Source organism: Streptomyces gottesmaniae (genome assembly GCF_031845845.1).
In the GTDB taxonomy this organism is placed as follows: Bacteria; Actinomycetota; Actinomycetes; order Streptomycetales; family Streptomycetaceae; genus Streptomyces; species Streptomyces akebiae.
In genome coordinates this window covers 73,421-95,331 of record NZ_JAVRFJ010000043.1, presented here as the reverse complement: position 1 = coordinate 95,331, position 21,911 = coordinate 73,421, and the positions used below count along the sequence as shown (strand labels likewise).

General features: G+C 68.3%; 27 protein-coding genes, 1 tRNA gene and 1 riboswitch. Of the genes, 20 read left to right on the top strand and 8 right to left on the bottom strand.

Annotated elements, in window-relative coordinates:
• Positions 1-24: 24 nt before the first annotated feature.
• Positions 25-312 carry a hypothetical protein gene (locus RM704_RS36530; protein ID WP_033525011.1) on the bottom strand — a complete coding sequence of 96 codons (288 nt, stop codon included), beginning with the start codon at positions 310-312 and terminating at the stop codon, positions 25-27.
• A gap of 426 nt (positions 313-738) precedes the next feature.
• On the opposite strand from RM704_RS36530, the gene RM704_RS36525 reads away from it, so the two are divergent.
• Positions 739-3,096 (top strand): immune inhibitor A domain-containing protein, encoded by a 2,358-nt coding sequence (locus RM704_RS36525; RefSeq protein ID WP_192829544.1) that lies wholly within the window; start codon positions 739-741, stop codon positions 3,094-3,096.
• Between the two features lie 123 nt (positions 3,097-3,219).
• Positions 3,220-3,573 carry a hypothetical protein gene (locus RM704_RS36520; protein WP_033525044.1) on the top strand — a complete coding sequence of 118 codons (354 nt, stop codon included), beginning with the start codon at positions 3,220-3,222 and terminating at the stop codon, positions 3,571-3,573.
• Between the two features lie 22 nt (positions 3,574-3,595).
• Here RM704_RS36520 and RM704_RS36515 read toward each other — a convergent pair whose 3' ends face one another.
• Together RM704_RS36515 and RM704_RS36510 are read right to left on the bottom strand one after the other, a co-directional pair.
• Positions 3,596-4,183, bottom strand: a complete 588-nt coding sequence (locus RM704_RS36515; RefSeq protein ID WP_033525012.1) for an isochorismatase family protein — start codon at positions 4,181-4,183, stop codon at positions 3,596-3,598.
• A gap of 313 nt (positions 4,184-4,496) precedes the next feature.
• The gene (locus tag RM704_RS36510; RefSeq protein WP_033525013.1) at positions 4,497-5,825 is read right to left on the bottom strand and encodes a nicotinate phosphoribosyltransferase; all 1,329 of its coding nucleotides are present in this window, start codon (positions 5,823-5,825) and stop codon (positions 4,497-4,499) included.
• Between the two features lie 279 nt (positions 5,826-6,104).
• Between RM704_RS36510 and RM704_RS36505 the strand changes: the two genes are divergently transcribed.
• The 11 genes from RM704_RS36505 (at position 6,105) to RM704_RS36455 (ending at position 14,590) form a co-directional block, all read left to right on the top strand.
• Positions 6,105-6,887: a hypothetical protein gene (locus tag RM704_RS36505; protein WP_157856637.1), complete on the top strand. Its 783-nt coding sequence runs from the start codon at positions 6,105-6,107 to the stop codon at positions 6,885-6,887.
• A 9-nt stretch (positions 6,888-6,896) separates the two neighbouring features.
• Positions 6,897-7,082 carry a hypothetical protein gene (locus RM704_RS36500; protein WP_033525015.1) on the top strand — a complete coding sequence of 62 codons (186 nt, stop codon included), beginning with the start codon at positions 6,897-6,899 and terminating at the stop codon, positions 7,080-7,082.
• 213 nt (positions 7,083-7,295) lie between these two features.
• Positions 7,296-7,613, top strand: a complete 318-nt coding sequence (clpS, locus tag RM704_RS36495) for an ATP-dependent Clp protease adapter ClpS (RefSeq protein WP_033525016.1) — start codon at positions 7,296-7,298, stop codon at positions 7,611-7,613.
• Between the two features lie 11 nt (positions 7,614-7,624).
• Positions 7,625-8,227, top strand: coding sequence for a DUF2017 domain-containing protein (locus RM704_RS36490; protein ID WP_033525017.1), 603 nt, complete (start codon positions 7,625-7,627; stop codon positions 8,225-8,227).
• Positions 8,228-8,601: 374 nt separating this feature from the next.
• Complete coding sequence (locus RM704_RS36485) at positions 8,602-10,047, top strand: amino acid permease (RefSeq protein WP_033525018.1); 1,446 nt, start codon at positions 8,602-8,604, stop codon at positions 10,045-10,047.
• A 148-nt stretch (positions 10,048-10,195) separates the two neighbouring features.
• The gene (locus tag RM704_RS36480) at positions 10,196-10,618 is read left to right on the top strand and encodes a M67 family metallopeptidase (protein WP_033525019.1); all 423 of its coding nucleotides are present in this window, start codon (positions 10,196-10,198) and stop codon (positions 10,616-10,618) included.
• An 88-nt stretch (positions 10,619-10,706) separates the two neighbouring features.
• Entirely contained in the window at positions 10,707-11,774 is a 1,068-nt protein-coding gene (locus RM704_RS36475) for a LacI family DNA-binding transcriptional regulator (RefSeq protein ID WP_033525020.1), read from the top strand.
• 157 nt (positions 11,775-11,931) lie between these two features.
• Positions 11,932-12,027, top strand: a complete 96-nt coding sequence (locus RM704_RS36470) for a putative leader peptide (RefSeq protein ID WP_309474684.1) — start codon at positions 11,932-11,934, stop codon at positions 12,025-12,027.
• A gap of 121 nt (positions 12,028-12,148) precedes the next feature.
• Positions 12,149-12,427 carry a MoaD/ThiS family protein gene (locus tag RM704_RS36465; RefSeq protein ID WP_013003250.1) on the top strand — a complete coding sequence of 93 codons (279 nt, stop codon included), beginning with the start codon at positions 12,149-12,151 and terminating at the stop codon, positions 12,425-12,427.
• A gap of 6 nt (positions 12,428-12,433) precedes the next feature.
• The gene (locus RM704_RS36460) at positions 12,434-13,384 is read left to right on the top strand and encodes a PLP-dependent cysteine synthase family protein (protein ID WP_033525021.1); all 951 of its coding nucleotides are present in this window, start codon (positions 12,434-12,436) and stop codon (positions 13,382-13,384) included.
• Between the two features lie 453 nt (positions 13,385-13,837).
• Positions 13,838-14,590: an MBL fold metallo-hydrolase gene (locus RM704_RS36455; protein ID WP_033525022.1), complete on the top strand. Its 753-nt coding sequence runs from the start codon at positions 13,838-13,840 to the stop codon at positions 14,588-14,590.
• Positions 14,591-14,736: 146 nt separating this feature from the next.
• On the opposite strand, the gene RM704_RS36450 is transcribed toward RM704_RS36455, so the two are convergent.
• Positions 14,737-16,014 (bottom strand): PTS transporter subunit EIIC, encoded by a 1,278-nt coding sequence (locus RM704_RS36450; RefSeq protein WP_033525023.1) that lies wholly within the window; start codon positions 16,012-16,014, stop codon positions 14,737-14,739.
• Between the two features lie 277 nt (positions 16,015-16,291).
• Between RM704_RS36450 and RM704_RS36445 the strand changes: the two genes are divergently transcribed.
• The 4 genes from RM704_RS36445 to rdgB all read left to right on the top strand — a co-directional run bounded on the left by RM704_RS36445 (position 16,292) and on the right by rdgB (position 18,533).
• Positions 16,292-16,525 carry a PTS sugar transporter subunit IIB gene (locus RM704_RS36445; protein ID WP_033525024.1) on the top strand — a complete coding sequence of 78 codons (234 nt, stop codon included), beginning with the start codon at positions 16,292-16,294 and terminating at the stop codon, positions 16,523-16,525.
• A 68-nt stretch (positions 16,526-16,593) separates the two neighbouring features.
• Complete coding sequence (rph, locus tag RM704_RS36440) at positions 16,594-17,331, top strand: ribonuclease PH (protein ID WP_033525025.1); 738 nt, start codon at positions 16,594-16,596, stop codon at positions 17,329-17,331.
• Between the two features lie 159 nt (positions 17,332-17,490).
• Complete coding sequence (locus RM704_RS36435) at positions 17,491-17,889, top strand: hypothetical protein (RefSeq protein ID WP_033525026.1); 399 nt, start codon at positions 17,491-17,493, stop codon at positions 17,887-17,889.
• A 41-nt stretch (positions 17,890-17,930) separates the two neighbouring features.
• The gene (gene rdgB, locus RM704_RS36430; RefSeq protein WP_033525045.1) at positions 17,931-18,533 is read left to right on the top strand and encodes an RdgB/HAM1 family non-canonical purine NTP pyrophosphatase; all 603 of its coding nucleotides are present in this window, start codon (positions 17,931-17,933) and stop codon (positions 18,531-18,533) included.
• Between the two features lie 45 nt (positions 18,534-18,578).
• Here rdgB and RM704_RS36425 read toward each other — a convergent pair.
• The 4 genes from RM704_RS36425 to bcp form a co-directional block, all read right to left on the bottom strand.
• Positions 18,579-18,662: transfer RNA gene (locus RM704_RS36425), tRNA-Leu, on the bottom strand.
• Between the two features lie 14 nt (positions 18,663-18,676).
• Entirely contained in the window at positions 18,677-19,366 is a 690-nt protein-coding gene (locus RM704_RS36420) for an HNH endonuclease signature motif containing protein (protein ID WP_033525027.1), read from the bottom strand.
• Positions 19,363-20,004, bottom strand: coding sequence for an HNH endonuclease signature motif containing protein (locus RM704_RS36415; RefSeq protein ID WP_033525028.1), 642 nt, complete (start codon positions 20,002-20,004; stop codon positions 19,363-19,365). Before RM704_RS36415 ends, RM704_RS36420 begins: the two co-directional genes overlap by 4 nt.
• A gap of 139 nt (positions 20,005-20,143) precedes the next feature.
• Positions 20,144-20,611 carry a thioredoxin-dependent thiol peroxidase gene (gene bcp, locus RM704_RS36410; RefSeq protein ID WP_033525029.1) on the bottom strand — a complete coding sequence of 156 codons (468 nt, stop codon included), beginning with the start codon at positions 20,609-20,611 and terminating at the stop codon, positions 20,144-20,146.
• Between the two features lie 104 nt (positions 20,612-20,715).
• On the opposite strand from bcp, the gene RM704_RS36405 reads away from it, so the two are divergent.
• From RM704_RS36405 to RM704_RS36395, 3 genes are all read left to right on the top strand, one after another.
• Positions 20,716-21,045 carry a DUF3618 domain-containing protein gene (locus RM704_RS36405; protein ID WP_033525030.1) on the top strand — a complete coding sequence of 110 codons (330 nt, stop codon included), beginning with the start codon at positions 20,716-20,718 and terminating at the stop codon, positions 21,043-21,045.
• Between the two features lie 22 nt (positions 21,046-21,067).
• Positions 21,068-21,409: a GroES family chaperonin gene (locus tag RM704_RS36400; protein WP_033525031.1), complete on the top strand. Its 342-nt coding sequence runs from the start codon at positions 21,068-21,070 to the stop codon at positions 21,407-21,409.
• Between the two features lie 72 nt (positions 21,410-21,481).
• Positions 21,482-21,555: riboswitch (guanidine-III (ykkC-III) riboswitch) on the top strand.
• Between the two features lie 35 nt (positions 21,556-21,590).
• The gene (locus tag RM704_RS36395; RefSeq protein WP_033525046.1) at positions 21,591-21,911 is read left to right on the top strand and encodes a DMT family transporter; all 321 of its coding nucleotides are present in this window, start codon (positions 21,591-21,593) and stop codon (positions 21,909-21,911) included.

The following is a 21,911-nucleotide window of genomic DNA, read 5'->3' as shown; positions in this document are numbered from 1 at the left end:
GTCACACTGTCACCGAGTGCAGGGTCAGGAACTCATGCGCTCGTGCACGGGTTCCCGTACCGGCTCGGACCGCGCGGCCACCCGGCTCCGGGCCGGGGCGGCGGCCCTCGGGCTCGGGCGGGTGGCGGCGCCGCCCGCGGACTTGGGCAGCGGCACCGTCAGCGCGACGAGCAGGCCGAGGGCCAGGGCGGACAGTGCGATCACCGCGATGCCCACACCGGAACTCGTCTGGGACAGCAGCAGCATGGCGAGGGTCGACAAGATCACGGTGCAGGAGCCGTAGGCGAGCTGTGCGGTCGTCGGACGAGGCATGGCAATCGTGTCCTCGGGTGGGAATCAAAGGTAAAGCAGTGCGGTCGGCTTGGCTTCTGCCGACCTCCGGCGCTCCGCCAATCGACTCTATTCGCCAGGGTGCCCGAGTGGAACGACGGGTAAGCGTGACCTGACACACGGTGCCGGGTGCACGGGGGGCGCACGGATTCATGGGGTCCGGCAAGGGGCCGCATATGCGCGCCGGTTCGGGAGGGCGGGTGAGTCGCCCGCATAACGACCGGGTAACAAACAACCGCTTCCCCTGGACGCCGATAATCCACTTGACCTGTCCAAGTCAAGATCTGTTTTTTATGTCGAAACTCCGGTCGAATGGCGCCACTTGACTACACGCGTATACCGCGCGCGGACCTCCACGACCGGGGCCATCCCCCTTCCGCGCGAACGGTACGCGGGGGAGGAACTCAAGTGAGCAACAAACCCTGGACGTTCAGAGCGGCGGCGATCGGCGTCGCACTCGCCACGGCGGCGGCGACCATGTCCGCCCTGACCGTGGCGCAGGCCGCGGACACCGCTCCCGCGTCGGCCGTCGACCGGCACGACCCGGCGGACCACGAGCACGCCGACGACCACGACCTCGAAGGCCCCCTGAGCAAGACCCAGGAGGCCCAGCGCGAGGAGGCCCTGCAGCAGGTCATATCCGGCGACGCCACGGTCAAGAACCGCGAGGGCTCGCAGGTCGTGCAGCTGAAGAGCAAGAAGGGCAAGAGCAAGTACGTCGAGCTCGGCCGCGAGAAGACCGACAAGATCTTCACGATCCTCGTCGAGTTCGGCGACGAGATCGACAGCCGCTACGGCGGCACCCCCGGTCCGCTGCACAACCAGATAGCCGAGCCGGACCGCACCCAGGACAACTCCACGGCCTGGCAGGCGGACTACGACCAGGCGCACTTCCAGGACCTGTACTTCGGCACCGGCAAGAAGACCGAGTCGATGAAGAAGTACTACGAGAAGCAGTCCTCGGGCCGCTACTCGATCGAGGGCGAGGTCTCGGACTGGGTCAAGGTCCCCTACAACGAGGCCCGCTACGGCTCCAACTACTGCGGCCAGTCCACCTGCTCCAGCGTGTGGAACGTGGTCAGCGACGGTCTCACGTCCTGGGTCGCCCAGCAGAAGGCAGCGGGGCGCACCGACGCGGAGATCAAGGCGGACGTCGCCGAGTTCGACCAGTGGGACCGCTACGACTTCGACGGCGACGGCGACTTCAACGAGTCCGACGGCTACATCGACCACTTCCAGATCGTGCACGCCGGTGAGGACGAGTCCGCGGGCGGCGGCGCGCAGGGCGAGGACGCCATCTGGGCGCACCGCTGGTACGCGTTCGGCTCCGACGCGGGCGCCACGGGCCCCGACGGCAACAAGCTCGGCGGCGCCAAGATCGGTGACACCGGCATCTGGGTCGGCGACTACACCATCCAGCCGGAGAACGGCGGCCTCGGTGTCTTCGCCCACGAGTACGGCCACGACCTCGGTCTGCCGGACCACTACGACACCACCGGCGACGGCGACAACTCCACAGGATTCTGGACCCTGATGTCCTCCGGTTCCTGGCTCGGCACCGGCAAGGAGGCCATCGGCGACCTGCCCGGCGACATGACCGCCTGGGACAAGCTCCAGCTGGGCTGGCTCGACTACGACACGGCGAAGGCCGCGACGAAGTCGAAGCACAAGCTGGGGGTCGCGGAGTACAACACCAAGGACAAGCAGGCCCTGGTGGTCGAGCTGCCGAAGAAGAAGGTCACCACCGAGATCGTCGAGCCGACGCAGGGGTCGACGCAGTGGTGGAGCGGCAGGGGGAACAACCTCTCCAGCACCCTGACCCGTTCCGTTGACCTCACGGGCAAGTCCTCGGCCGTGCTCACATTCGACGCCTGGTACGACATTGAGAACAAGTACGACTACCTCTACACCGAGGTGTCGACCGACGGCGGTGCCAACTGGACGGCCGTCGACGGCACGATGGACGGCGCGGCGATCCCGCGCGACGCCAGCGGCAAGCCCGCGCTGACCGGTTCCTCCGCCGCGCACAAAAAGCTGTCGTACTCCCTGGACGCCTACGCGGGCCAGAAGGTCGACCTTCGCTTCCGCTACCAGACGGACAGTGGCGTGTCCCCCAAGGGCTTCACGGCCGACTCGATCACCGTGACCGCCGACGGCTCCGCAGTCTTCGCGGACGACGCGGAGAGCGCGGACGCGGCCTGGACCGCCAAGGGCTTCTCCCGGGTGGGCGCATCGATCACGGACGACTACGCGCAGTACTACATCGCCGAGAACCGTCAGTACGTGTCGTACGACAAGACGCTGAAGGTCGGCCCGTACAACTTCGGCTTCTCGACCACGCGTCCGTCCTGGGTGGAGCACTTCCCCTACCAGAACGGTCTGTTGATCTGGAAGTGGGACACCTCGCAGGCGGACAACAACACCAGCGTGCACCCCGGTACGGGTCTCGTCCTGCCGGTCGACTCGCACCCGACGGCGCTGAAGTGGGCCGACGGCACGGTGATGCGCAGCCGGATCCAGTCCTACGACTCGCCCTTCAGCCTCTACCGCACCGACGGTCTGAAGCTGCACAAGGCGGACGTCCTGACGAAGATCCCGTCGTCGAAGGGTGTGTCCACGTTCAACGACCGGACCAGCACCTACTACGACGAGACGACCCCGCTCGCCGGTGTCAAGATCACTGACACCAACACCAAGATCAAGATCGTCAAGGAGGCCAAGGATGGCTCCACGATCTCGGTCCAGGTGGGCCCCGCGGTGAAGTAAACAGCGTTTCCGCAGGTCAGAGCATGTCCGGCCGTGACCCTCTTGGCGGGTCGCGGCCGGACGTGTTTAGGTGCGTGGTGTGGTTTTCTTATTGACACTGACGCTCACGGGGGTGTGACCTGCATGGCCGCTGGAGGTTTCTGCAAACTGCCGGACGGCAATGTCGTCGTGGCCCTGAACCTGCCCGGGGCGACCACTCCGGGCACGTCGTGGGCTCCGCAGGACGACGGCTCCGTGCGGGTTCTCGTCCTGGCCGCGAACCGCGCCCGGGCCCTGACCCGGCTGCGCAACCTGGGCATGCGGGCGATCTACCTCCGCGGCAACGCGGCGCCCCCGACCCTGGACGAGATCACGGCCGTCCTGCACCATCCGGACGGCCTGATATGGCGCACGTCCGCGGTCTGCCCGGCCTCGACGACGCCGGAACTGTGGCACCCGATCAGGGCACTTTTGAGGAGGCCGACCGTGCGGGTGTGAGCGGCCGGGCGCCCGTCGGGGCCTACACGACCGGCTTGCCCGAGAGCTCCACGCCCGCCTCGCGCAGCTCCTCCAGGGCCCGCTCCGTGGTCTCCTCGGCCACGCCGGCGGTCAGGTCCAGGAGGACCTGGGTGCGGAAGCCCTCGCGGGCGGCGTCCAGGGCGGTGGCGCGTACGCAGTGGTCGGTGGCGATGCCGACGACGTCGACCTCGCTGATGTCGCGGGCGCGGAGCCAGTCGGCGAGGGAGACGCCGTTCTCGTCGGCGCCCTCGAAACCGCTGTACGCCGCCGCGTACGCCCCCTTGTCGAACACGGCCTCCACCGCGCCGGAGGCGACCGCCGGGGCGAAGTTCGGGTGGAAGCCCACCCCCTCCGTGCCGGCGACACAGTGGGCGGGCCAGGAGTGCGCGTAGTCGGGGTTGTCGGAGAAGTGGCCACCGGGTGCGATGTGGTGGTCACGGGTGGCCACGACGTGCTGGTAGCCGGGACCGGCCGCCTGGCCGATCAGCTCGGTGATGGCGGCGGCCACATCGGCACCGCCGGCCACGGCGAGGCTGCCCCCCTCGCAGAAGTCGTTCTGCACGTCGACGACGATCAAGGCGCGGCGCATGGTGTCGGTGTCCTTAGACTCTTCGGTTCTCGGGTGTGGGTGGGGTGCGGGTACGGGCGGCAGGACTCGTCACTTCGGCACTTCTCGGTACGACTCGGTACTTCTCGGCACTCGAAACTACGAACTTCCGAGCCTAGAGACTTCGAGGCCTGTTCGGGAGGGGGCATCCGGCGCTCGCCCGATGCGCGGACCGGGTCACAGACCCACCGCGCGGGCGCTCGGGGGCTCGCGGCAGAGCGCGCCGGCCACATTCAACTCCGGCTCACCCCCAGCGTGCCCCCGCCCGCCGCCCTCCAGCGCCGAGCCGAGCGGCTCAGACGTACTCCGTCGGAATGACCGCTTCGCCGCGCGACAGCTGTGTCGCCGACAGCGGCAGACCGGCCCGCGCGCTCACGTGCCGTTCGCGTACGACGTCCAGGGGCTCCCGGGAGAGCACCCGGCCGTCCTTGACCAGGGGCACGAGCAGCTGACGCTCCCGGAGGTCGTCCGGCACCGGCCCGGTGCCGACCACCTCGGCCTCCGCCACGCCGTGCTCGTCCAGCCGCCGGGCCGCCCACTTGCGGCCCCCGACGGACGTCTTCCCGCCGCTGGACTTCTTCGCCACCGGGACCAGCGGGTCCGTGGGGTCCGCGGACTCCGCCCGGGCGACGAGCTTGTAGACCATCGAGCAGGTGGGGTGCCCCGAGCCGGTCACCAGCTGCGTCCCGACGCCGTACGCGTCCACGGGCGCCGCCGCCAGCGAGGCGATGGCGTACTCGTCGAGGTCCGAGGTCACGATGATTCGGGTGTTCGTCGCGCCCAGCTCGTCCAGCTGCTGCCGCACCCGGTGCGCGACGAGGAGTAGATCACCGGAGTCGATGCGCACGGCGCCGAGCTCGGGCCCGGCGATCTCCACGGCCGTCCGTACGGCCTCGGTGACGTCGTACGTGTCGACGAGCAGCGTGGTGTCGCGGCCCAGCGAGTCCACCTGGGCCTGGAAGGCGTCCCGCTCGCGGTCGTGGAGCAGCGTGAAGGCGTGGGCGCTGGTGCCGACCGTCGGTATGCCGTAGCGGAAGCCGGCGGCCAGGTCCGAGGTGGAGGTGAAGCCGCCGACGTACGCGGCGCGCGAGGCGGCCACGGCGGCCAGCTCGTGTGTGCGCCGGGCGCCCATCTCGATCAGCGGGCGCCCCCCGGCGGCGCTGGACATCCGGGAGGCGGCGGCCGCGATCGCCGAGTCGTGGTTGAGGATGGACAGGATCACGGTCTCCAGGAGCACGCACTCCGCGAAGGTGCCCTCGACCCGCATGATCGGCGAGCCAGGGAAGTACACCTCGCCCTCCTGGTAGCCCCACACGTCGCCGCCGAAGCGGTAGCCGGCGAGCCAGTCGAGGGTCTCGGCGTCGATGACGGAGCGTTCGCGCAGGAAGCCGAGGACGCCGGGGTCGAAACGGAAGTTCTCGACCGCGTCCAGTACCCGCCCGGTGCCGGCGACCACGCCGTACCGGCGTCCCTCCGGCAGTCGCCGGGTGAAGACCTCGAAGACCGAACGTCGACCGGCGGTGCCCGCTGTGAGGGCGGCCTGCAACATCGTCAACTCGTAGTGATCGGTGAAGAGCGCCGTTGACGGAACGTCCACCGGCAACCCAAGATCCGCTGTATCCATGGCACCGATGGTACCCCCATCTCGTCACTCTGACGATTTCCCTTCTGGGTGTCGGGGCGTTGTGGAGTCGCGCTTTCGGCTCGTACCGCAGTGAACGGAAGTGGTCAAATCGGAATCAAGGACATTTCTGCGGGGCGTCATGGGGTGGCGGGAAACTGCTGATGGGTACGCGAAATCGCTCTTGTAAAGCCGTAAGTGGGCGGCTTAGTCTGTCGAACAGATCGGCGGCGCAGAAACCTGACGGCTGCGCTTTCCGAGTCGATAAATGGGGGATACGTAATGAAGGCAACTCTGCCTCGCAAGAAGCGCTACCTGGCTACTGGCGCACTCTCTTCTTTCGCAGTTCTGCTGACGGTGCTGGCGCCAGTGAGCTCTGCTGCTGAATCTGTTGCCGATCCGGCCGATCCGGCCGTGCAAGCCGCGATCAAGCGAACCCTCGAGGGTGGCTGGACGCAGGCTGACATCGATCTCATCATGACCAACCCTGATCTAGCAGCTGCTCTGCCCGACCCGCGCAAGGAGCCGACGGTCGTGGTGAAGGAGGCCGAGGTCACCGACAGTGGTCAACTGGTTTCACCCATCAATGGGGAACCGCTGACTGCCGAGGAACTCGCGGAACTGACGCCGTCTGCGGGGGCGGACAGCTCTGTCGCTGACGCGGTGACGACGCCGGCCGAGACGGAGGTTGCGGCACCCAACCGGTTCGGGATCCAGATCACGGGCGGCAAGTGGAAGAAGACGCACGTCACCAGGACCCACTACAGCTACGCCCGCGATGTCATCTACAAGTACCACCACTGGGCCGAGTTCAACTACAAGGACGGTAAGGTCAGGGCGTGGCGGTACAGGGCCGATGACGTCTCCAACGCCCTGGATTGGATCGAGGTGAAGGAGCGCATGAAGAACGAGAAGAGTGCTGTTCCGGCATCCTCTGCCACGTCCTACATGAAGCGGAAGATAGCTCACTGCTACATAGGTAACATCGCATGCGCCTACACCTACCCCTGGGTGAAGACAAAGGTGAGGGGAAGCGGGAAAGTCACGTTCAGCACCGGATCTTAAGGGAATTTCATGAAGATGCTCGTCCTGAAGATCGCTCTGACCGTCGCCGTATTTATTGCGATCCTGACGGTAATGGGTGGGAGGTTCGGGGTGATTGAGTTGGCGGTTTGGCTTGTGGCTCAGATCGCTGTCATCGCCTTCTTCTCTGTGCGGTACAGGAGGAGCACGGTCGCTGGAGCTGCTCGCAATCAATAGCGCCGTCTCCGATACCGTAATTCGTGGAAAAGTGATAGCCAATGTTGCTCCATCTGTGAGATGGAGCAACATTGGTTTCTTTACGATCTATGAGCGGCAGCCGTGGGTGTCCGACGTCCGGCAGGACGCGCTGAGCATGACTTCTGGCAAGGGCACCCACACCCACTCAGCCGTCCGGGGTGGTGTCCGCGTGAACGGAGCTCGCGTGGCAGCATGGGTCATGTGACGGCAGCCGTACCCATGGAGATCGAGAAGACCGAGTCGGCGGAGGAGGTCTTCGCCGTACCCGAACCCGACGTGCCGTGGGTGACGATCGTCCACAACGACCCGGTGAACCTCATGAGCTATGTGACGTATGTCTTCCAGACGTACTTCGGGTACTCGAAGGACAAGGCCACCAAGCTCATGCTCGACGTCCACCACAAGGGCCGCGCGGTCGTCTCCAGCGGAACACGCGAGGAGATGGAACGCGACGTGCAGGCCATGCACGGCTACGGTCTGTGGGCCACCCTCCAGCAGGACCGGAAGTAGCGACGCACCTGATGCCAGGACAATTCGAAGCGCTCCCCGGCGGCGGCGCGGCCGTCGCGCTCGACGAGGTCGAGATCTCCATCATCCGCTCGCTGGCGGTGCAGCTCCTGGAGCTGATCGGTCCGGGACCGGCCGAGGACGCCTCCGACGATCCGCTCGCCGAACTCTTCGCCGAGGGCCCGAGCGAACCGCCCAAGGACCCCGTCCTGCTCCGGCTGTTCCCGGACGCCTACAGCGACCCCGAGGGCACCCCGACGGCCGAGGAGGCCGAGGAGCAGCGGGCGTACTCCTCGGAGTTCCGCCGCTTCACCGAGAACGACCTGCGGGCCGGCAAGCGCGACAACGCCCTCGCGGTGATCCACTCCCTGGACGCGCTGGCCGCGACCGGAGAGGGCGGGGCCGTGCTGAAGCTGTCGGCGGAGGAGTCCCGGCAGTGGCTCGGCTGCCTCAACGACCTGCGTCTGGCCATCGGCTCCCGGCTCGACGTCGTCGACGAGGAGGACACCGACCTCCTCTACCGCCTCCCGGACGAGGACCCGCGCAAGCCGATGGTGATGGCCTATCTGTGGCTGGGCGGCCTCCAGGACTCGCTCGTCGCGACGTTGATGCCTTAAGTACCCTTTGTGGCCTTTTCGGACTTTCCCGGATTCGCCTCTTCGGGTCCTCCCGGATTCGCCTCGTGTTCGCTCAGAGGACACTCAAATCCGGATAACGATCGTGTCACCGCACCCGTGAGGGATGCCCTCGCGGGTGTTCTTTGTCCGCTTCTCCCTGTGCTCTGCGCCACACGACGTCCAGTCGATCACCGGGGCGGCCGTGTTAAATCTTCACGACCGCCCGACGGACGCCACCCATGTCCGCTCGGGTGCGCCACCGAGTCGGCCATCTCCGACCAGGCACTGCTCCATCACATCCGGGGGGATCGGAACCCGATCCGGGGTCGACGAACGGCTCGGATCGGCCCAGCGTGGAGAAAGGCGCACCACACATGACCTCCGCTCAGGTCAACAAGAACGGCGACGAAGCCGTGCGCGGCGACGCACCCGAAGAGGGGTACGAGCGCGGGCTCGGCAGCCGCCAGGTCCAGATGATCGCGATCGGCGGCGCCATCGGCGTCGGCCTCTTCCTGGGAGCCGGGGCGAACATCGCCAAGGCCGGCCCCAGTCTGATCTTCATGTACGCCCTCGCCGGCGTCATCATCTTCTTCATCATGCGGGCGCTCGGCGAGCTGCTCCTGTACCGCCCGGTGTCGGGCTCCTTCGCGGAGTACTCCCGCGAGTTCCTCGGCCCGTTCTTCGGCTACTTCACCGGCTGGACGTACTGGCTGATGTGGGTCGTCACCGGCATGGCCGAACTCACGGCCGCCGCGATCTACGTCAACTACTGGTGGCCCCAGATCCCGCAATGGGTGACCGCCCTGGTCTTCCTGGTGATCCTCTTCGGCGCCAACCTGATCTCGGTGAAGCTCTTCGGCGAGATCGAGTTCTGGTTCTCGATGGTCAAGGTCACCGCCCTGCTCGGCATGATCGTGATCGGCCTCGGCGTCCTCACCTTCGGCTTCAGCGCCGCCGGCGACACCGCCGCCGTCTCCAACCTCTGGGCCTACGACGGCTTCTTCCCCAAGGGCATCGGCTCCTCCCTGATGACCCTGCAGGGCGTGATGTTCGCCTACCTCGCCGTCGAACTGGTCGGCGTCACCGCCGGTGAGTCCGAGAACCCGGAGAAGACCCTCCCCAAGGCCATCAACACCCTGCCCTGGCGGATCGCGCTCTTCTACGTCGGCGCCCTCACCGTCATCCTCTGCGTGGTGAAGTGGACCGAGTTCGCGCCCGGCGTGAGCCCCTTCGTCGCCGCCTTCGCCAAGATCGGCATCCCGGCGGGCGCCGCCATCGTCAACTTCGTGGTGCTGACGGCGGCCCTGTCCTCCTGCAACTCGGGCATGTACTCCACCGGCCGCATGCTGCGCACCCTCGCGGACAACGGCGAAGCCCCCCGGATCTTCAGCAGGCTGTCGTCGACGAAGACCCCGGCGTTCGGCATCACCGTCTCCGTGCTCTTCATGGGCATCGGCGTGATCCTGAACTACATCGTCCCCGAGAAGGCCTTCGGCTACGTCGTCTCCGTCGCCACCGCCGCCGGCATCTGGACCTGGCTGATGATCCTGATCAGCCACGTCCTCTACCGCCGCGGCGTGGACGCCGGCCGCCTGCCCGCCTCGTCCTTCCCGGCCCCGGGCGGCGCGAAGTGCAGCTGGGTCGCCATCGTCTTCCTCCTCTTCGTCACCGGCCTCATCGCCTACGACGCCGACTCCCGCGTCTGCCTCTACGTCATGGCGGGCTGGGCCGCGGCCCTCGGCATCGGCTGGGCCGTGCTGAAGACCCGCAACCCGGAGGTCACCGGGCGCCGCGACACGGAGTTCGAGAAGGTCGGCTGACCCGACACCCCAAGGGCCCCGCGCCCCTGTTCCCAGCATGTGGGCCGCCCCGTACCACTCTTCGGTACGGGGCGGCCCTCTGCTTTCCCGCCCGTCTCCCACCACCACCCCGAACGAGCGCTTCGCGCGCCTGCTTATTCTTGCGAACATGCTGACCATCACCCAGGCCCTCGTCGACCAGATCGTCGCCCACGCGCGCAAGGACCACCCCGACGAGGCGTGCGGCGTCGTCGCCGGCCCGGCGGGCTCGGACCGCCCCGAGCGCTTCATCCCGATGCTGAACGCGGCCATGTCGCCCACGTTCTACGAGTTCGACTCGGGCGACCTGCTCAAGCTCTACCGCGAGATGGACGACCGCGACGAGGAGCCCGTGGTCATCTACCACTCCCACACCGCCACCGAGGCCTACCCCTCACGCACCGACGTCTCCTACGCCAACGAGCCCGGCGCCCACTACGTCCTCGTCTCCACCGCCGACACCGACGGCCTCGGCGACTTCCAGTTCCGCTCGTACCGGATCGTCGAGGGCGAGATCACCGAGGAGGAAGTGAAGATCGTCGACGCGTACTGAGCCGTCGGCGGGCCCCGTTCGCGGCTACGGTGGTCGTGCCCACGCGTACGCACGCGCACGCACCCAACGGCCCGCGACGGAGACGGTGTTGACACAACAGACGCGACGACTGCCCGGCCGGCGCCCCACCCTCGACGACGTGGCCCGTGGCTCGGGGGTCTCGAAGTCCACCGTGTCGCGGGTGATCAACGGCGAGGACAAGGTGCGCGCGGAGGTCGTCGAACGGGTCCGCGAGGTCATCGCCGAACTGGGCTACGTACCGAACTCCGCCGCCCGCCAGCTGGTCACCCGCCGCAACAACGCCATCGCCGTCGTCGCCAGCCAGCCGCAGAACCGGCTCTTCATCGACCCCTTCTTCGACCTCCACCTCCGCGGCATCCGCAAGGAACTGGTGGCCCACGGCGCCCAGCCCGTCCTGCTGTTCCTGGAGGAGCCCGAGGAGTACCCGCGGGTCGGTGACTTCCTGGGCGGCGGCCACGTCGACGGCGCCCTGCTGTTCTCCCTGCGCGCCGACGACCCGCTGCCCGGCATGATCGACCGGCTCGGCCTGCCCGCCGTCTTCGGCGGCCGGCCGCTGGTCCGCGACGGCGAGCCCGCGCACGACCGCGTGTACGTCGACGCCGACAACCGGGGCGGCGCCCGCGAGGCCGTCCGCCACCTGGTCTCGCTGGGCCGGGAACGCGTCGCGACCGTCACCGGACCCGTGAGCCAGGAGGCCTCGGCACTCGACCGCCTGGACGGCTACCGGGACGTCCTGCCGGACGCGTCGCCCCTCCTCGTCGAACACTCCGACTACACCCGGCAGGGCGGCGTCGACGCCATGGCCGCGCTCCTCGACCGCCGCCCCGACCTGGACGCCGTCTTCGTCGCCTCCGACCTCATGGCCTCCGGCGCCCTCCAGGTGCTGCGCGAGCGGGGCCGACGGGTGCCGGACGACGTCGCCGTCGTCGGCTTCGACGACCTCGCGGCCATCGCCGAACACACCGACCCGCCGCTGACCACCGTCCACCAGGACATCGAGGGCATGGGCCGGCTGATGGCCCGGCTGCTGTTCAGCCACACGGACGACGGCCCGGCGGACGGCCGGGCGACGGCGCCCGGCCCCCGGTCCTCGGTGGTCACCCCGACCCGGCTCGTCGTACGGCGATCCGCCTGAGGCAGGCGCCGCAGGGGGCACCGTCGCACAGCCGGGCGGCCGTCGAGCACACGACCGCGCGGCCGCTGAGGTGCGCCGTCTCACTCCCCGGCCCGAAACCGTCCGGCATGTGGGATCACATTCCGGGACCCGGACCGGGAATCGATACGATGAGCCCATGGTTCTTGACGACGTGAGCGAGAAGACGCCGGGCGCACTGCTCGTGGCGCGGCTGCACGTCGACCTGTGCAGGCTTGCCAGCGCCATCTGTTGACGCCGATCCTGCCGCCGTACGGCTGTGAGCCGCGGCGCCCTCACCTGTGTGACCACGCACCTCGCGCGTCGCGCCGCCGCGCGCCCACCGACCCGACCACTCCCGACAGGAGCCGCACACCATGGCCATCGAGGTCCGCATCCCCACCATCCTCCGCCAGTACACCGACGGTCAGAAGGCGGTGGAGGGGGCCGGTGCCACCCTCGCCGAGCTGTTCACCGACCTGGAGAGCCGTCACACGGGCATCCACGCGCGCATCGTGGACGGCGGTGAACTGCGCCGCTTCGTCAACGTCTACCTGAACGACGAGGACGTCCGCTTCCTGGAGGGCATCAACACCAAGCTGTCCGACGGCGACAACGTGACGATCCTGCCGGCCGTGGCCGGCGGCATGGCCTGATCACCCATGCGTTACGACTCCCCGCTGGCCGCGGTGGGCAACACCCCTCTGGTGCGCCTGCCGCGGCTGTCGCCGTCCGCCGACGTCCGGATCTGGGCGAAGCTGGAGGACCGCAACCCCACGGGTTCGGTCAAGGACCGGCCCGCCCTGCACATGATCGAACAGGCGGAGAAGGACGGCCGGCTGACCCCCGGCTGCACGATCCTGGAGCCCACCTCGGGCAACACGGGCATCTCCCTCGCCATGGCGGCCAAGCTCAAGGGCTACCGCATGGTCTGCGTCATGCCCGAGAACACCTCCCAGGAGCGGCGTGAGCTGCTCGCCATGTGGGGCGCGGAGATCATCCCGTCCCCGGCCGCCGGCGGCTCCAACACGGCCGTACGCGTCGCCAAGGAGCTCTCCGCCGAGCACCCCGACTGGGTGATGCTCTACCAGTACGGCAACCCGGACAACGCGGGTGCCCACTACGCGACGACGGGCCCGGAGATCCTCGCGGACCTCCCCTCCATCACGCACTTCGTCGCCGGTCTCGGCACCACCGGCACCCTGATGGGCGTGGGTCGCTACCTCCGCGAGCAGAAGCCGGACGTCAAGATCGTCGCGGCCGAGCCGCGCTACGACGACCTCGTCTACGGCCTGCGCAACCTCGACGAGGGCTTCGTGCCGGAGCTGTACGACGCGTCCGTCCTCACCACCCGCTTCTCCGTCGGCTCGGCCGACGCGGTGACGCGTACGCGGGAGCTGCTGCAGCAGGAGGGCATCTTCGCGGGCGTCTCCACGGGGGCCGCGCTGCACGCCGCGATCGGCGTCGGCAACAAGGCCGTGAAGTCCGGCGAGCCGGCCGACATCGTCTTCGTCGTCGCCGACGGCGGCTGGAAGTACCTCTCGACGGGCGTCTACACGGCCGCGACGACGGAAGAGGCCATCGAGACGCTGCAGGGCCAGCTCTGGGCGTAGCGCCTGCCGGCCGTGTCGTCGGCTGCGGGCGCGTGGGGCTTCTCGCGCAGTTCCCCGCGCCCCTGAAGGCCCCGCGGGCCTGAAGAGCACGGGGCGCAGCCCCTGCTTTTCAGGGCGCGGGGAACTGCGCGACCAACCCTCACGCACCCGCACCCGACAACGCACCCACCCGCACGCCCCCACGCCCTCCCGCACCCCATCACCCCGGCTCGCGCGCGCTCCGACGCCCCCACCACCAGCCGAACCGGTGACAGCACAGGTGAGTTCGCCCACAACGGCCCCTGGCGGAGGAGCGACCCACCCTTTTGCGCCTTACGCTCAACGGACCGCACCACTCGTGCTGCACCCATGTCCGTCCTTCGCAACCCCGCCAACTGCAATTCGCAACCCGTCTGCACGTCACGACTGACACGACTGTCACGACTTCACGCCAGCGCGGAGGTTCCAGCTCTCATGAAGCTCACCGTCGTCGGCTGCTCGGGGTCGTTCCCTTCCGCGGAATCGGCCTGCTCGAGCTACCTCGTAGAGGCCGACGGCTTCCGGCTGCTCCTCGACATGGGCAACGGTGCCCTGGGCGAGCTGCAGCGCCACTGCGGTCTCTACGACCTCGACGCGATCTTCCTCAGCCATCTGCACGCCGACCACTGCATCGACATGTGCGCGTACTTCGTCGCACGGTACTACCGGCACGACGGCGGCCGCTGCGACCCCATCCCGGTCTACGGACCGGAGGGCACCGAGCAGCGCCTGACCACGGCCTACGCGGACACCCCGTCCGCCTCCTCCATGAGCGAGGTCTTCGACTTCCACACGGTCAAGCCGAGCACGTTCGAGATCGGCCCGTTCACCGTCCACACGGAACGGGTCGCCCACCCCGTCGAGGCCTACGGCATCCGGATCGAACACGGCGGCCGGGTCCTGACGTACTCCGGGGACACCGGCGTCACCTCCACCCTGGACGAACTGGCCCGCGACGCCGACCTGTTCCTGTGCGAGGCCGCCTTCACGCACGGCAAGGAGAACATCCCGGACCTCCACCTCAACGGCCGCGAGGCCGGTGAGACGGCCGCCCGGGCAGGCGCCCGCCGTCTCGTCCTCACCCACGTCCCCCCGTGGACGGACCCCCAGGTCAACCTCGTCGACGCCCGCGCGGTGTACGACGGCCCGGTGGAGCTGGCGGTGCCCAGGGTGTCGTACGAGATCTGAGCGCCGTACACGATCCGAGCACGACGTACGCGACCCGAGACGGCGTACGCGAACGGAGACGGCGTACGCGATTCGAGCACGACGTACGAGGAAGGCCCCCGGAGCGGACTCCGGGGGCCTTCCGTGTGTTCGGGGAGCCGTGGCGGCTACTTGGCCTCCGCCTTCTGCAGCTCCGCCAGTTCCTCGTCCGACTCGCGGCCGGGGGTCGGCAGGTTGAAGCGGACGATGGCGAACCGGAAGATCACGTAGTAGAGGACGCCGAAGCACAGACCCACCAGGAGCAGTCCCCAGGGCTTGGTGGCGATGCCCAGGTTGAGGGCGAAGTCGATCGCGCCGGCGGAGAAGCCGAAGCCGTCCTTCATGCCGAGTGCCCAGGTCAGGGCCATGGAGACACCGGTGAGAACGGCGTGGATGGCGTACAGGACCGGGGCGATGAACATGAACGTGAACTCGATCGGCTCGGTGACACCGGTGATGAACGAGGTCAGCGCGAGGGAGAACATCATGCCGCCGACCACCGCGCGGCGCTCGGGGCGGGCCGTGTGGTAGATCGCGAGGCAGACGGCCGGCAGGCCGAACATCATGATCGGGAAGAATCCGGTCATGAACTGTCCGGCGGTCGGGTCGCCGGCCAGGAAGCGCGCGATGTCACCGCTCTTGCCCTCGTACGAACCGGCCTGCAGCCACGGGAAGGAGTTGAGCAGGTGGTGCATGCCGACCGGGATCAGCGCGCGGTTGGCGATGCCGAAGATGCCCGCGCCGACCGCGCCGGAACCGACCAGCCACTCGCCGAAGTTGTGCAGACCCGCGCCGAGGACCGGCCAGATGTAACCGAAGACGATGCCGATGAACAGGCCCGCGAAGGCGGCCAGGATGGGCACCAGGCGGCGGCCGCCGAAGAAGCCGGCCCAGTCGGGCAGCTTGGTGCGGTGGAAGCGCTGGTAGAGCAGGGCGACGACCAGACCCATCACCACACCGCCGAGGACGCCGGCGTTGACACTCGCGTCCACCATCACGACCTTGCCGTCGACGGCCGTGGCCACCTGCGGGAGGTTCGAGTCGGTGAAGGTGCCGAGGACCTTCTGGAAGACGAGGTAGCCGACGACCGCGGCGAGGGCGGTCGAGCCGTCCGACTTCTTCGCGAAGCCGATCGCGATGCCGACCGCGAACAACAGCGGCATGTTGTCGAGGATGGCACCGCCGCCGGCCGCCATGAAGCTCGCGAACTTGGTGATGAACTCGGGGAACGACTCGCGGCCGAGCATGTCCGCGTTGCCGAGCCGGACGAGCAGGGCGGCGGCCGGCAGAACGGCGACCGGCAGCATCAGGCTGCGGCCGATACGCTGCAGCACAGCCATGGTGCGGGAGCCCCAGCCGGGGCCCTTGTTGTCTGCGGCCGCGGGAGCGGCGCTGGCCGTGGTCACAACTTCCTCCATCAGGCAGGGCGCCACCCAGGGACGGGAGTGTGGGGGAGGGCAGCACGGGAGAGGTCTACACCATTCAGTGGTGTAGACCTGTTGTAGCACGCGAGGGGTCGGCCAAGGAACCCGCGATTCCCGTTTTATGCCTTCGTGATGTCACCGGGCCTTCGCCCCCCGTTCCCGCCCGGCGAACTCCCCCGCTTGGCGGGTGACCCCCGCGTGGTGTAGACCAGTCGCGAACGATTCGGAACGCTCCACACGGTCATCAGGGAGAAGCGCCATGGCCACCAAGGCTGAGAAGATCGTCGCCGGGCTCGGCGGCCTGGACAACATCGACGAGGTCGAGGGCTGCATCACCCGGCTGCGTACCGAGGTCCATGACGCCTCCCTCGTCGACGAGGCCGCCCTCAAGGCCGCCGGCGCCCACGGCGTCGTCAGGATGGGCACCGCGATCCAGGTCGTCATCGGCACCGACGCCGACCCCATCGCCGCGGAGATCGAGGACATGATGTAGCGCCCCTGGGCCCCGAGGCCCCGAACGCGGTGAGGGGGTGTCCTGCGACACCCCCTAAGCTCAGCGGCATGTCTCGAATCGACGGCCGCACGCCCGAACAGCTCCGCCTGGTCACCATCGAACGCGGGTGGAGCAAGCACGCCGAGGGCTCCGTCCTCATCTCCTTCGGCGACACGAAGGTCTTCTGCACCGCCTCCGTCACCGAAGGCGTCCCGCGCTGGCGCAAGGGCAGCGGCGAGGGCTGGGTCACCGCCGAGTACTCCATGCTCCCCCGCGCCACCAACACCCGCGGCGACCGCGAGTCCGTACGCGGCAAGATCGGCGGCCGCACCCACGAGATCTCCCGCCTCATCGGCCGTTCCCTGCGCGCCGTCATCGACTACAAGGCGCTCGGCGAGAACACCATCGTCCTCGACTGCGACGTCCTCCAGGCCGACGGCGGCACCCGTACGGCAGCCATCACCGGCGCGTACGTCGCCCTGGCCGACGCCGTCTCCTGGGCCCAGGGCAAGAAGCTGATCAAGGCCAACCGGCAGCCCCTCACCGGAACCGTCTCGGCGGTCTCCGTCGGCATCGTCGGCGGAGTCCCCCTCCTCGACCTGCGCTACGAGGAGGATGTGAAGGCCGACACCGACATGAACGTCGTCTGCACCGGCGACGGCCGCTTCGTCGAGGTCCAGGGCACCGCCGAGGCCGAGCCGTTCGCCCGCGAGGAGCTCAACTCCCTGCTGGACCTCGCCGTTTCCGGTTGCACGGAGCTGGCGCTCCTGCAGCGCAAGGCGCTTGATACCGTCCTCGAAAGGTAAAGGATGCACCAAGAGCGACGGCCCGCCGGTGGCAACCACCGCGGCCCCGCCCGCGTCCTTGCACATACGGGTGCACGGCACACCACCGTGCACCCGGCCACATCGGCAGTTGCCGTACCCCGGGGCCGTCAGGCCTGCATCCAACAGGAGGACCGTTCCATGGCCGCGAGCCGACGACGTCGTACGACCGCCATAGCCGGAGCCGTAGCGGCCGTCGCCCTGACAGCCGGACTCACCACCGGCTGCGACGCCGTGAACAAGGCCCTGGACTGCGTCCAGACCGCCGATGCCATCGCCCAGAGCGTGAACGACCTCCAGCAGGCCGTGCAGACCGCGGCGGACGACCCCACACAGCTGGAGGAGTCCCTCACCTCCATCGACAAGAACCTCGACGAGATCGGCGACAAGACCGACAACGCCGACGTCAACAAGGCCGTCGACTCGCTCCAGAAGGCCGTCACCGACACCCGCACCGCCGTGGAGAACGGCGACACCACGCCCGACATCAGCGGCATCACCGACGCCGCGGGCGAACTGACGAAGGTCTGCACCTCGTAACCCGAGCGACCCGGGCGGCGGGGATCGCGATACTGGTGGGCATGACCCGCCTGATCCTCGCCACCCGCAACGCCGGCAAGCTCACCGAGCTGAAGGCCATCCTCGCCGACGCCGGCCTGAGCCACGACCTCGTCGGCGCGGACGCCTACCCGGACGTCCCCGACGTCAAGGAGACCGGCGTCACCTTCGCCGAGAACGCCCTGCTGAAGGCCCACGCCCTCGCCCGCGCCACCGGCTTCCCCGCCATCGCCGACGACTCCGGCCTCTGCGTCGACGTCCTGGGCGGCGCCCCGGGCATCTTCTCCGCCCGCTGGGCGGGCCGCCACGGCGACGACAAGGCCAACCTGGAGCTGCTCCTGGCCCAGCTCGGCGACATCGCCGACGAACACCGGGGCGCCCACTTCGCGTGTGCGGCGGCCCTCGCGCTGCCGGACGGTACGGAGCGGGTGGTCGAGGGACAGCTGCGGGGCGCGCTGCGGCATGCGCCGGTGGGCACGAACGGCTTCGGCTACGACCCGATCCTCCAGCCGGAGGGCGAGACCCGGACGTGTGCGGAGCTGACGGCGGAGGAGAAGAACGCGATCAGCCATCGGGGGAAGGCGTTCCGGGGGTTGGTGCCGGTGCTGCGGGAGCTGTTGGGCTGATGACGAAGGCCCGCCTGGTGGAGGCGGGCCTTCGAATCAATGGCGTGCGGCCGGAGGGACTCGAACCCTCAAGGGATTTCTCCCACAACATCCTAAGTGTTGCGCGTAGGCCAATTCCGCCACGGCCGCGTACGCCCGCCATGCTACCGGTATGGCCGCGTACGCTGGGCAGAGCGTCGTTGTCCGCCTCGGCACCAGGTGCTGGTGACCGCATGGCAGTTGGGGCACAGCAGCCGCAGGTTCTCGCGCCGGTCGTCGCTCCAGTCCCCGTTGATGTGATCGACCTCCAGCGTCATGGGCTTGCCGAGCCACGTGGGTCCGATTCCGCACTCGGCGCACTCCTCGGGTTCGCCCACTTCCAAGAGCGCTCTACGGAGCAGGTGCGTTCTCGTCCGACGGGTGCCGTCGTGCCGGACCAGGATGTCTCCGGCGTGCCTGAGAGGTGTGGTGCCCGGCCGACCTCGTTGGTGGGCCTGCCCCAGGAAGTGGGAAGTGTGGAGACCGTCCTCGATCACCCAGCAGCGGAACTGGGCGCGCAGCCTGCTGTTGTAGGGCTCCATCCCCAGCGTGCGGAGCGCATCCGCAAGGGAGGTTGCTCCCTCGACCGCTCGGCGCAGCTCGTCGGCGGCTGGTCTGGCCGGCGCTGCCCTCGCTCGCCTCTGACGGGGCATGTGCGACACGTCGATCCCGAAGTGATCGAAGCGCCGCAAGAGATGGCGGCGCAGTTGGCCGTATGGCCGGGTGCCGAAGAAGGCGATGACTTCCTCGATGTCGGAGCACTGCGCTGCTGCTTGTTCCAGCCGCTCCCGTGTGTACTGCACGCCGCTGCTCATGAAGTGCGCCCTTTGCCGCGCCCCCGGTAACTGTCCGTCGTCGAGTGGCAGTTGGGGCACAGGAGCCGCAGGTTCTCGATACGGTTGTCGCGCCAGTTGCCGTTGATGTGGTCGACCTCCAGGGGAAGCGGGCGCTCTCGCCACACCGCGTCCGTACCGCACATGGCGCATCGCTCCGGTACGCCCGTGGTCGTCATCGCCCACTTGAGCCGATCGCTCGGGATGCGTCGAGCCTCGCCGGTCCGCTGCTCGACGAGCAGGCCTTCTGGCGTTCGGGGACGCCATGCCTTGCCCCGCTGGTTCGGCACCTGGAAGTGCGAGGTGTCGATGCCGTACGCCTTGATCCGGCGACTGATGTGCGTGTGGTGTCCACCGACGACCTCAAGCCCGAGACGCCGAAGGACTTCGCACATGTTCGTCGACGCCGCAACGGCCTCTTGAAGGATCTCCTGTGTCCACTTCACGCCCTCCCGCTCGAAGTGCGAGACATCCACCCCTAGTCTCTTCATCCGCTCGAAGAGGTACCGCCGCGTCGAACTCTTCGAATCCACCCCCAGTCTTCCCAACGCCTCCGACAGCGTTCGCGCCCCCAGGGCCGCCTCCTCCAGCCGCTCCTTCGGGTACGCACTGGTTCCCATCGGTTCCCCTCCCTTCCGGCCATCAGTTCGTGGCTCGTATGGAGTAACGAACTGCCGATCGGACAGTCACGCCCGAAATGCGGAACGGCTCGTACCGGATCACTTCGGTACGAGCCGTTCTCAGACGATCAAGCGGGCCTCAGATGCCCAGATCCTTGATGATCTTGGCTACGTGGCCCGTCGCGCGGACGTTGTACAAGGCGTGTTCGACCTTGCCCTCCTCGTCCACGACGATCGTGGAGCGGATGACGCCCATGTAGGTCTTGCCGTAGTTCTTCTTCTCCCCGAAGGCGCCGTAGGCGTCCAGCACCGTCTTGTCGGGGTCGCCGAGAAGGGTGACCTTCAGGGACTCCTTCTCGCGGAACTTGGCGAGTTTCTCGGGCTTGTCGGGGGAGATGCCGATGACGTCGTACCCGGCGTCCGCGAGGAGCTCCAGGTTGTCGGTGAAGTCACAGGCCTGCTTGGTGCAGCCGGGGGTCAGGGCGGCCGGGTAGAAGTAGACGATGACCTTGCGGCCCTTGTGGGCGGACAGGGACACCTCGTTGCCGTCGGCGTCCGGGAGGGTGAAGGCGGGGGCCACGTCGCCGGGCTGGAGTCGCTCGCTCATCGGTCCAGCGTAATGGCGGGCCCTGGCGGTGCCGCGCCGGGTGGAGCTGACAGACTGTGTGGAACCAAGGGATTCAGGGACAACCGACTACGGGAGGCCCCGCGGTGGCGGAGAGCTCGGACATCAGGACACCGGCCGAGATCGAGGCGGACATCAAGCGCCGCCGCGACAACCTCGCCGAGACGCTCGACGAGATCGGCGTCCGGGTACACCCCAAGACCATCGTGGGCGACGCCAGGGCCAAGGTCGTCTCCAACATCGACCACACCCTCGGCGCGGCGTACGTCTCGGTCAATCGTGTCGTCAGCGACGTCCGGGGCCAGTTCGTCGACGACGACGGCGCGCCCCGGGTCGAGCGCATCGTGCCCGTCGCCCTCGTGGTCGTCGCCGTGGTCGGGCTCCTCGCCCTCGGCACGCGGCGTCGTCGGCTCTGACGGGGACAGGTAGGTTCGGAGTGTGAGCGAGAAGACCCAGCACGACAAGTTGCCCATTCGGATGCTGCACGACCGTGTGCTCGTGCGGCAGGACACGGCCGAGGGCGAGCGGCGTTCCGGTGGCGGCATCCTGATCCCCGCGACGGCGGCCGTCGGCCGGCGCCTCGCCTGGGCCGAGGTCGTCGCGGTCGGGCAGAACGTCCGGACCGTGGAGCCCGGTGACCGGGTCCTCTACGACCCCGAGGACCGCGCCGAGGTCGAGGTGCGGGGCGTGGCGTACGTCCTGATGCGGGAGCGCGATCTGCATGCCGTGGCCGCGGACCGGTTCGAGGGGTCGGAGGACTCCACGGGCCTGTATCTCTGAGGAGTTTTCCTCAGGCGCATTGCTTTCCTAGGCGTGAGGGGCTGGTGACCATGGTCACCAGCCCCTCACGCTGTCTGCTTGCTATGGTGAAGGACCCGACGAGACGCGCCGTACCGGGACAGGCGAGAAGGAAAAGACGACGCACCTGTTGGTCTGTTGATCTCTCGCGGAGGTGCTCGTCGTGGCCTGGGTTCTGCTCGTCGTCGCCGGACTGCTCGAAGTCGGCTGGTCGATCGGGATGAAGTACACCGACGGATTCACCCGGCCGTTGCCCAGTGTGCTGACCGGCGCCGGCATCGTCGCCAGCATGGTGCTGCTGTCCCACGCCGCCCGCACGCTGCCCATCGGCACCGCGTACGGCGTGTGGGTGGGCATCGGCGCGGCCGGGGCGGCGGTGTTCGGCATGGTGTGGCTGGGGGAGCCGGCCACCGCCGCCCGGATCTTCTTCGTCTGTCTGCTGCTCGTGGCCGTGGTGGGGTTGAAGGCCACCTCCGGTCACTGA